Origin of the sequence: Nocardia nova (assembly GCF_002933465.1) — a bacterium.
GTDB classification, from domain to species: domain Bacteria; phylum Actinomycetota; class Actinomycetes; order Mycobacteriales; family Mycobacteriaceae; genus Nocardia; species Nocardia nova_B.
The window spans coordinates 1-8,785 of record NZ_PSZE01000060.1 but is presented as its reverse complement, the minus strand read 5'-3'; the positions used below and the strand labels follow the sequence as shown (position 1 = coordinate 8,785).

At 65.6% G+C, this 8,785-nt stretch carries 9 protein-coding genes; 1 reads left to right on the top strand and 8 read right to left on the bottom strand.

Annotated elements, in window-relative coordinates; translation table 11 throughout:
- Positions 1-239 precede the first annotated feature (239 nt).
- The 6 genes from C5E41_RS32425 to C5E41_RS32400 form a co-directional block, all read right to left on the bottom strand.
- Positions 240-1,163 (bottom strand): SDR family NAD(P)-dependent oxidoreductase, encoded by a 924-nt coding sequence (locus C5E41_RS32425; protein ID WP_104379490.1) that lies wholly within the window; start codon positions 1,161-1,163, stop codon positions 240-242.
- A gap of 36 nt (positions 1,164-1,199) precedes the next feature.
- Positions 1,200-1,610, bottom strand: coding sequence for a Zn-ribbon domain-containing OB-fold protein (locus C5E41_RS32420; RefSeq protein ID WP_104379489.1), 411 nt, complete (start codon positions 1,608-1,610; stop codon positions 1,200-1,202).
- Positions 1,611-1,652: 42 nt separating this feature from the next.
- Complete coding sequence (locus C5E41_RS32415; protein ID WP_104379488.1) at positions 1,653-2,450, bottom strand: enoyl-CoA hydratase/isomerase family protein; 798 nt, start codon at positions 2,448-2,450, stop codon at positions 1,653-1,655.
- A complete protein-coding gene (locus tag C5E41_RS32410; protein WP_104379491.1) occupies positions 2,447-3,700 on the bottom strand; it encodes a cytochrome P450 in 1,254 nt (417 codons plus the stop codon). Before C5E41_RS32410 ends, C5E41_RS32415 begins: the two co-directional genes overlap by 4 nt.
- 405 nt (positions 3,701-4,105) lie before the next feature.
- The gene (locus tag C5E41_RS32405) at positions 4,106-4,336 is read right to left on the bottom strand and encodes a hypothetical protein (RefSeq protein ID WP_308706082.1); all 231 of its coding nucleotides are present in this window, start codon (positions 4,334-4,336) and stop codon (positions 4,106-4,108) included.
- A 13-nt stretch (positions 4,337-4,349) separates the two neighbouring features.
- Positions 4,350-5,564 carry an amidohydrolase family protein gene (locus tag C5E41_RS32400; protein WP_258081410.1) on the bottom strand — a complete coding sequence of 405 codons (1,215 nt, stop codon included), beginning with the start codon at positions 5,562-5,564 and terminating at the stop codon, positions 4,350-4,352.
- Positions 5,565-5,817: 253 nt separating this feature from the next.
- On the opposite strand from C5E41_RS32400, the gene C5E41_RS32395 reads away from it, so the two are divergent.
- On the top strand, positions 5,818-6,609 hold the full coding sequence (locus C5E41_RS32395; RefSeq protein ID WP_104379485.1) for an SDR family oxidoreductase: 792 nt from the start codon (positions 5,818-5,820) through the stop codon (positions 6,607-6,609).
- Between the two features lie 45 nt (positions 6,610-6,654).
- Here C5E41_RS32395 and C5E41_RS32390 read toward each other — a convergent pair whose 3' ends face one another.
- Positions 6,655-7,791, bottom strand: coding sequence for an NDMA-dependent alcohol dehydrogenase (locus tag C5E41_RS32390; protein WP_104379484.1), 1,137 nt, complete (start codon positions 7,789-7,791; stop codon positions 6,655-6,657).
- 53 nt (positions 7,792-7,844) lie between these two features.
- The coding region (locus C5E41_RS32385; protein WP_104379483.1) for an aldehyde dehydrogenase family protein at positions 7,845-8,785 on the bottom strand (941 nt) is incomplete at its 5' end.

Here is an 8,785-nt window from a genome sequence, read left to right as displayed (position 1 = left end):
ACTCGACGACGACGGATTCGCCCTGCGGGCCGATTTCGAGGTCGCGCCCGACCTCGTCGAGGAGGCCGAATCCGGGCTTACGGCCTGCCCGATGAGCGCCATCCGGTGGCGCGAGGACTGAACATCCAGTGGCGCGAGCACCGACTCCGCCACAACGGCCGGAGGCCGGGACGGTAGCTGGGGTCCACACCACCAGCCGCGTCCCGGCCTCCGGCCGTTACGACGGGTTCGCGCGCCAACTAACCGCCCAGGCGCAGGCCGGGGGCGCGGGTGCCGAAGATGTCGGTACCCAGGATGACACCGAGTTTATTTGCGTCCCAGCGCTTTCCGTCACTGGACACCGACGCCACCGAGGTCCAGCCGCGCAGCAGCTGGATGGTGTCACCCAGGGCCCGCACGACCTGCCCGGTGACGTGGGCGGCCTCGGGACTGGCCAGCCAGGCGACCACGGGCGAGCCCAGCGACGGATCCTTGGGATCGAATTCGTCCTCGCCGAGTTCACCGGGTTCGATCGGCGCCGCCGATCCAGACATGGTCGCCGACATGCGGGTGCGGCCGCCGGGGCTGATCGCGTTGACCGTGGCGCCGATGGAGGCGAGCTCGAGACTCAGCGTCTGCGTGAGCCCCACGATCGCCGCCTTGGCGGTGCTGTAGTTGGTCTGGCCGAAGTGACCGTGCAACCCCGCACCGGAGGTCGTGTTGATGATGCGGCCGTACACCTTCGCGCCGGTCGCCTTGGATTCTTCCCGCCACTTGCGCGCGGCCGCCCGGCTGGTGAGCCAGCTCCCGCGCACGTGAACTCGCATCACCGAGTCGAAATCGTCGGCGCTCATATTCCAGATCGCGCGGTCGCGGACGATACCGGCGTTGTTGACCACGATATCGAGACGGCCGAGCTGGGAATAGGCGCGCTCGACCAGCAACTCGACCTGTTCTTCGTCGCCGACATCGCTGAAATCGGAGACGGCCTTGCCGCCGCGGTCCTCGATCAGGCGCACGACCTCGTCGGCAACCTTGCCGGTTCCCTCACCGGATACCGACGTTCCCAGATCATTGACGATCACCGTGGCGCCGTGTTTGGCCAATTCCAGGGCGTGCCCGCGCCCGATGCCGTGTCCGGCACCGGTCACCAGCGCGACCTTTCCGTCGAGCAATCCGCTCATCTGGCGATCCTCTCCTCAATTGTTCGGTAACGGTCCTCACACCTCGGTCGGTGTGAACACGACCGCGTACGTCTGGTCCAAGATTTCGCGGAATACGGCCCGCACCGGCATGCCGATACGCACGTCGGCGGGGTCGATTCCGTCGAGATCGGTCACTACCCGCGGGCCCTCGTCGAGTTCGACGACCGCGGCGATATAGGGCAACCGCGATCGGAAAGGCTCCAGGTCGTTGACATACACCGTGGAGAACGAATAGACCGATCCGGTGCCGCTGGCTTCGACCGGGGTGACCGATTCGCTCCAGCAGGACGGGCAGAACACCCGCGGATAATGATGGACGCGCTCACAGTCCTGGCACTTCGCGATCAGCAGCTTGCCGTCGCGCGCGGCATCCCAGTACTGCGCGCTGATTCCTTCGACGACGGGAATATCGGCACGGCCGGCCATTACTGATCCTCCTGATAGGACTGCACGGTTGTTCGGCGCATATCACCACCCGCGATATTCGGCGGGCCGGCGTTCGACGAACGACCGAACGCCCTCGGCGGCGTCGGCCGAATACGATTGGATCTCCTGCGCCATCGCCTCGGCCAGGAACGCGGCCGCCCGATCGCCGTCGAGAGAGCTGTTGAACAACCGTTTCGTCAATGCGATCGAGCTGGTCGGGGCGGTGGCGAGCCGACCGGTCAATTCGGCCAGTACCGACTCCAGTTCGTCCGGCGCCACCACCCGATTGACCACTCCGAGGACCAAAGCCTGCGAGGCCGGGAGTTTGTCACCGAAGAACACCAGTTCTTTGGCCCGCTGCATGCCGATCAGCCGCGGCAGCAGATAGGCACCGCCGCCGTCGACCACGAGCCCGCGCTTGACGAACGACTCGCTGAAGTAGGCCGCCTCGGTCGCGATCACCAGGTCCGAGGCGTAGGCCAGATGTGCGCCGATTCCGGCGGCGGCGCCGTGCACCACGCTGACGACCGGCTTTCCGCAGTCCAAGACCGCGGCGATCAGGCGCTGCGCGCCGGTCATGATCCGCCGCATCGGATCGGTCACCCGCTTGACGTTCTTGGCGCGACCGTCTGCCAGCTTCACCACGTCGGCACCGGAGCAGAAGTGCTTACCGTTCGCCCGCAGGACCACCGCCCGGATATCGGCGTCGGCGTCAGCTGCGGCGAACAGCTCGATCAGGGCGTCGCGATCCTCGGGCCGGATGGCATTGGCCGCCTCGGGCCGGTTGAGCGTGATCGTGAGGACGCCGCCGTCTATCTTCTGCAGCAGGGCATCGGTCATCGGTGCGTGTACCTCACAGTCAGATGTTTGATGCCGTTGACGAAATTCGACCGCAGCAACGTGGGCTCACCGACGGCCTCGAGGTCGGGAAGACGCGAATACAGTGCCTCGAACGCGATATTCAGCTCCAGCCGCGCCAGATGCGCGCCCAGGCAGAAGTGCGGCCCCGGCGCACCGAATGCCAAGTGCGGATTCGGATTGCGGGCGATATCGAAAACGTAGGGATCTTCGAAGACGGCATCGTCGCGATTGGCCGAGGTGTACCACATCACGACCTTGTCACCCTGTGAGAACACCTGATCGCCGAGTTGGACGCCGTCATGGGTCACCGTGCGGCGCATGTGGATCACCGGGCTCGCCCAGCGCAGAATTTCCTCGATCGCGGTGGGCGCCGAGGCGTGGTAGTCACGCATCCACTTGTCGCGTTGTTCAGGGTGCTGACTCAGGGCGTACACCCCGTGCGTCAGGGCATTACGCGTGGTCTCGTTTCCGGCTCCGACCAGCAGGATGAAGAATTTCGCCATCTCCTGAGGGGTCAGATTGTCCCCCTCCTTCGCGGCGACCAGCATGCTGATGACATCGTCGCGCGGGTCGGCGATCCGCTCCTCGGACAAATTCTGAAGCAGCTCGATCAGCCGTTCGCTGGCCTCGGTGACCGCCTCGGCGATACCCACGCCGGACTGGTCGGGAATGTATTCCGAATCCGAGGCACCCAGAATCGTATTCGTCGCAGCGAGGATATCGGCCTCGTGCTCCTGCGGAATGCCGAGCATGGCGCTGATGATCCGCAACGGAAGCAGCGCCGCGAAATTGTCGACGAAATCGCATTCGCCTGTTGCCGGCATGGCCTCGAGAATTTCAAGGGTGGTCGATTCGACCAGCCCGCGAATCGACGCCAGGCTCTTGTTGGTGAATCCCCGGGACACGATTTTGCGGACCCGGGAATGTTCGGGATTGTCCATATCGATGATCGACCCCCGGTAGTCACGCAACGCGCGCGGCTGGTCGAAAATCTGCGTGCCCTCCCCCGAGGCGAAATCCTCCGGACGCCGGCTCACCTCGAGTATGTCCGCATGGCGGGTCAACGCCCAGAAACCCTTGCTTCGGTCCGGCCCACCGCCGAGCGGGACGAACACCCGCGGATTCTCCCTGCGCAGGGCATCGAACCGGGCGTCTCGTTCGGCCTGGCCGGTCCGTTGCCACCAGTCGAAATCGATCAGCACGTCTGCGGCCTCATCGGCTCCGATCATCGGCTGTTCCTCGCTCGTCGTCACATCTTCGGCGCCATCCAGTCGGTGCCGGATCGCGGCCGAACTCCACCATTGCTTTCCGATTCTGGCACTAGTGTCACCGATTTGCAACCGACACTACCTGGACATTAAGCGAGAATCCAACGTGCGAGACGCGTGATAGTTGGCCATATGTGTCACTAACATTGGACTACACTGAGACGGTCGGGCGGCAGCGCGCGGCCCCAGCGTCGCACACGTCTGGGTGGACACCGAGGGCCGAGCGCCCTCCCGAAACCGGAAACTCCCGGTGCCGAAGCTCGAGTCAACAGGCTGATCGGCGATGGCGATCGCTCGTTCCGAACAGCCGAGCCGCCTCGGCGAACCGGCCGGCCACTGCCGCATCCGATAGTGCAGCTGAATGATTCAGCTTCGATACTCCGATGCCACGGGCTGGAGCGAATCGCGGATCGACTCCATCGCCGCCAGCCGCCGGGCGAGCATCGTCACCGCCGCGGCATTCTCGGCTCCGGGCCGGAGTTCGCCCAGACGCGCCCGCACCCGGGCGATCTCCTCGGCCAGACGCTCGCCCGCCTCCTGTTTCGTGAGCAGGTCCTGCTCGACCCAGTCGGCGGCATCGATATCCTTCTCGGCCACGATGTTTCACCCCTCAGTTGACGCGGGGAAAATTGAACAGCTTGCGGGCGTTCAACTCGACGATCTTGTGCGCCTCGTCGTCGGGAACCTCCTGCAGCAGCTTGCCGGTGAACTCGCGGCTGTTGGGCCAGTTCGAATCCGAGTGCGGGTAGTCGCACTCCCACAGGATATTGTCCACGCCGATCGCCTCGCGGCGCACGATGCCCTCGCTGTCGTCGATGAAGCAGCCCCAGATGTGCTCGCGGAACAGATCCGACGGGCGCACCTCCTTGTTCACGTTCTGGTACCAGCGATGCTTCTCCCAGACCTGGTCGATGCGCTCGAGCAGGTACGGCACCCAGCCGACGCCGCCCTCGGACAGAGCCACCTTGAGGTTGGGGAACTTGTAGAACACCGGGGAGAACAGCAGATCCGCGGTGGCGTACATCGAGTTGGTGCCGAACAGCGAGATCATCACCGCCATCGGGGCCTCCGGCGAAGTGATCGGCGGACGGCCGGAGGAACCGAAGTGCATGCACAGCGGCAGGCCGGTCTCCTGCGCGGCGGCGAACACCGGATCCCAATGGTCGGTGTAGAACGACGGAAGCCCCAGCGGCACAGTGCATTCCGGGAAGGTGATGGCCTTCGCTCCCTTGGCGGCGCAACGGTAGATCTCGGCGGCCGCGGCGGCCGGATCCCACAGCGGCAGGATGATCAGCGGAATAAAGCGATCCGGTGCGGCCGCCGCCCACTCGTCGAGGTGGAAGTCGTTCCACGCCCGCACCGACAGCAGCGCCAGTTCCTTGTCCTTCCCCTCGAGGAACACGGTGCCGGAGAAGCGGGGGAAGGACGGGAAACACAGGGCCGCCTGGACGCCGTCGACGTCCATATCGGCCACGCGGGCCACGGGGTCGTAGCAGCCGGGCAGCATATCGGAATACCGAGTGGGATCCATTCCGTATTCCTGCGGCTTCTTACCCGCCACCGCGTTCAGGCCGATATTCGGGTATACCCGCCCCTCGTAGACCCAGACCTCGGAGAGCCGCTTGGCCCCCTGTCCGCCGGCCCGCGCCGCGTCGAGCAGCACCTTGGACAGTTCTTCGTCGCCGGCATTCTGTGACATATCCATCTCGACGATTCGAGGACCATCCTCGATGAACTTCTTCGGCAATCGGTCCACCCACACCGACGGCGGCTCGATCAGATGGTCGTCGACGGAAATCATCTGCATGGAATCTTGAAGCGGCACAACGCATCCTCGGAGAAATAACTAGCTGATCGACCTCGGAGAACTTCGACAAGGTCGGATCAGGCGTCCACTTTCTGACACTGTGTAATCTAGTGACTGCAGTCACAGGCGTCAACCATCAATCCAATCTCGGCGTTCAGACCCACAGTCAGGCCGGTAGGTCGCCACACTACGGCGGCTATACAGATGCAGCCTCTCCGAATATTCTGACAGTATCGTCACCATTTCGGTCGTCGGGAAGGAAGTTTGGAAAATGGATCTGTCAGTGCGCGACAAGGGCTATCTGGTCCTCGGCGGAACCGCGGGCATCGGACTCGCCGCCGCGCGATCGCTCGCCGAGGACGGAGCGGCCATCGCGGTCGTCGGGCGTGATCGCGAACGCGGCGTGAAAGCGGCCGCCGAGCTGGCCGAAGCCGGAGCCACCCGGGTGACCGCGCTGTCGTTCGACGCCGCGCAGGAGGGCCGAGCCAGCGCGGCGGTTGAGCAAGCGGTCGAATTCCTGGGCCGGCTCGATGGTGTCGCCATCACCACCGGCACCACCGGCCACGTTCCGATCTCGGCAACCGACGAGCAATGGACCGCCGCGTTCCGTGACGTCGTGCTGGGCACAACCCGTACGGTCGAGGCCGCACTCCCGCATCTGATCGAGACCAAGGGCACCATCGTCACGACGGCCGCCTACTCGATCCGGTCGCCCGAGATCGCGCGCCTGCCCTTCGCCGGACTGAAGGGCGCCGTCGCCGTATTCACGAAGGGAATCGCGAAAGAATATGGGAAACACGGCATTCGAGCCAACTGCGTCTGCCCCGGAGCCGTCGAGACCGAGGCGCTGAGCGCGGTGCGCGAGTACCTGGCCGCCGAACGCGGCTACCCCCTCGAGGAGGCGCTCGAACGGGTCATGGTCGAAGAGTGGGGCTTCACCGCGGCCCTGGGACGGCCCGGCCGCCCGCACGAGGTCGGTGAGTTGATCGCATTCCTGCTCTCGCCCCGGGCGGGATTCCTCACCGGGGCGCTGATCAACATCGACGGCGGCACGAACTTCTGACGGGACAGGCTGTGGGGAAGTGCGAGCACTCCCCCACGGCACCGGCTATCCCTGCGCCGCGGCGTCGGCGGCCGGATAGCGCAGCACACCGCGCAGGTTGCGGCCGCCGCGCATATCCTCGTAGCCGTCGTTGATCTTCTCCAGCGGGTAGGTGCGGCTCACCACGGCATCCAGGTCGACCTGCCCGTTGCTCCAGAGCTCCAGGATCTTCGGGATATCCGCGCGCGGATTGGCCGAACCGTAGAGGCTGCCGATGATCCGCTTTTCGGTCAGTGTCAGATCCATCATGTTGACCGAGACCTCTTTTTCGGCCATCGGATGGATATTTGTCACGATCAATTCGCCGCGCTTGGCCACCATCGCCAGCGCCTGCTTGATCAGGCGGCCTTCGCCGACTCCCATCGTGCAGATGAACCGGTCGGCGCCACGGTGCCAGGTGGCCTCGCGGACGACCTCGGGTGCCTCGTCCCAGGAGGCGGCCACATGGGTGGCGCCCATGCGCAGGGCCGCCTCACGCTTGAACTCCGACGGATCGATCGCGACGATGGTGCGCGCCCCGGACAATCGCGCGCCCTGCACCGCCGCGGCGCCGATGCCGCCGATACCGGCGACCACCACATTGTGGCCGGGCCGGACACCCGCGGCATAGACCGCCGATCCCCACCCAGTCACGAAACCGCAGCCGAGCAGGCAGGCCCGGTCCAGCGGATGGTGCGGCTCGATCTTGATACAGCTGGCCTCGTGCACGACGGTGTGGTGCGCAAACGAGCCGACCCCGCACGCCAGCCCGAGATCCTTACCCCGGGCGTGGTGGCGCGCGGTGTCGTCGAAGATCTGGCGGCCGCTATAAATCTTCGCACCCAGATCGCACAGACCCTGGTGCCCGGTCGCACAGGACGGGCACCGCCCGCACGCGGGAATGAACCCGAAGACCACGTGGTCGCCCTCTTGCAGCCAGGACACACTCGAACCGACCTGTTTCACGACGCCCGCGCCCTCATGGCCGCCGATACATGGCAGCCCGAACGGCATATCGCCGGTGACGATGTGCTCGTCGGAATGGCACATCCCCGAGGCGTGCAGCTCGACAAGCACCTCCTCGGCCTTCGGCGGATCGAGCTCGATCGTCTCGACCGACCATGGTGTGTTGCGCTCCCAGAGCACGGCGGCAGTGGTCTCCATCATGTTCCCTTCTTCCGCCGTGACCGAAATGACAACGGCGACAAAGTTTTTGATCAGCGAATGATCGACTGGGTTTCCAAGAACCCGGCGATCCCCTCCGGACCGCCCTCGCGGCCGATTCCCGATTGCTTGAAACCGCCGAACGGGCTGCCGAGATCGAGCGGCGCCGCGGAGTTCACCGAAACCGATCCCACCCGCAGCCGGGCAGCGACCCCGGCCGCGCGCGATCGATCACCGGACCACACCGCGGCGGCGAGGCCGTAGTCGGAATCGTTGGCGATGCGTACCGCATCGCTGTCGTCGGCGTACGGAATGACCACCGCCACGGGTCCGAAAATCTCGTCACGGGCGATGGCCATGCCGTTGTCCACATCCGCCAGCACGGTCGGCTGGTAGTACCAGCCGGTGTCGAATCCGTCGGGGCGCGCGCCGCCGGTGACCACTCGCGCCCCCTGCCCGACCGCGGCGGACACCATCGATTCGACCCGTTCCAGCGCGGCGCGGTTGATCAGCGGGCCGACATCGGTCGAGGAATCGGCGGGATCACCCACCCGCAGCGCCGACACGGCCTTGCCGAAGATGTCGACGAACTCCGCGTAGCGCGCGGCGGGGACCAGGATCCGGGTCTGTGCCATGCACACCTGGCCGTTGTTGCCCATCACGCCGGTGACCAGGCCGCCGATCGTCTCGGCGTCGAATGCGGCGTCGTCGAGCACGATGGCCGGTGATTTGCCGCCCAGCTCTAGTGCGCAGCGCCGCACCGCGGCTGCGCAGACCGCGCCGATCCGCTTACCCGTAGCGGTGGAGCCGGTGAAACTCACCTTGTCCACGCCCGGATGCGACACCAGCGCCTCCCCGGTCGCCACACCGCCGGACACGATATTGATCACGCCCGGCGGTATCCCCGCCTCCTCGACGACCTCGCTGAACAGCGACACACCCAGCGGTGCGTCCGGGGCGGGCTTGATCACCACGGTGCATCCGGCCGCGAGCG

Bases quoted from the DNA above. Each gene is read 5' to 3' on its own strand.
- C5E41_RS32425 (WP_104379490.1), bottom strand. From the start codon at position 1,163: ATGAGCGGATTGCTCGACGGAAAGGTCGCGCTGGTGACCGGTGCCGGA.
- C5E41_RS32420 (WP_104379489.1), bottom strand. From the start codon at position 1,610: ATGGCCGGCCGTGCCGATATTCCCGTCGTCGAAGGAATCAGCGCGCAG.
- C5E41_RS32415 (WP_104379488.1), bottom strand. From the start codon at position 2,450: ATGACCGATGCCCTGCTGCAGAAGATAGACGGCGGCGTCCTCACGATC.
- C5E41_RS32410 (WP_104379491.1), bottom strand. From the start codon at position 3,700: ATGATCGGAGCCGATGAGGCCGCAGACGTGCTGATCGATTTCGACTGG.
- C5E41_RS32395 (WP_104379485.1), top strand. From the start codon at position 5,818: ATGGATCTGTCAGTGCGCGACAAGGGCTATCTGGTCCTCGGCGGAACC.
- C5E41_RS32390 (WP_104379484.1), bottom strand. From the start codon at position 7,791: ATGGAGACCACTGCCGCCGTGCTCTGGGAGCGCAACACACCATGGTCG.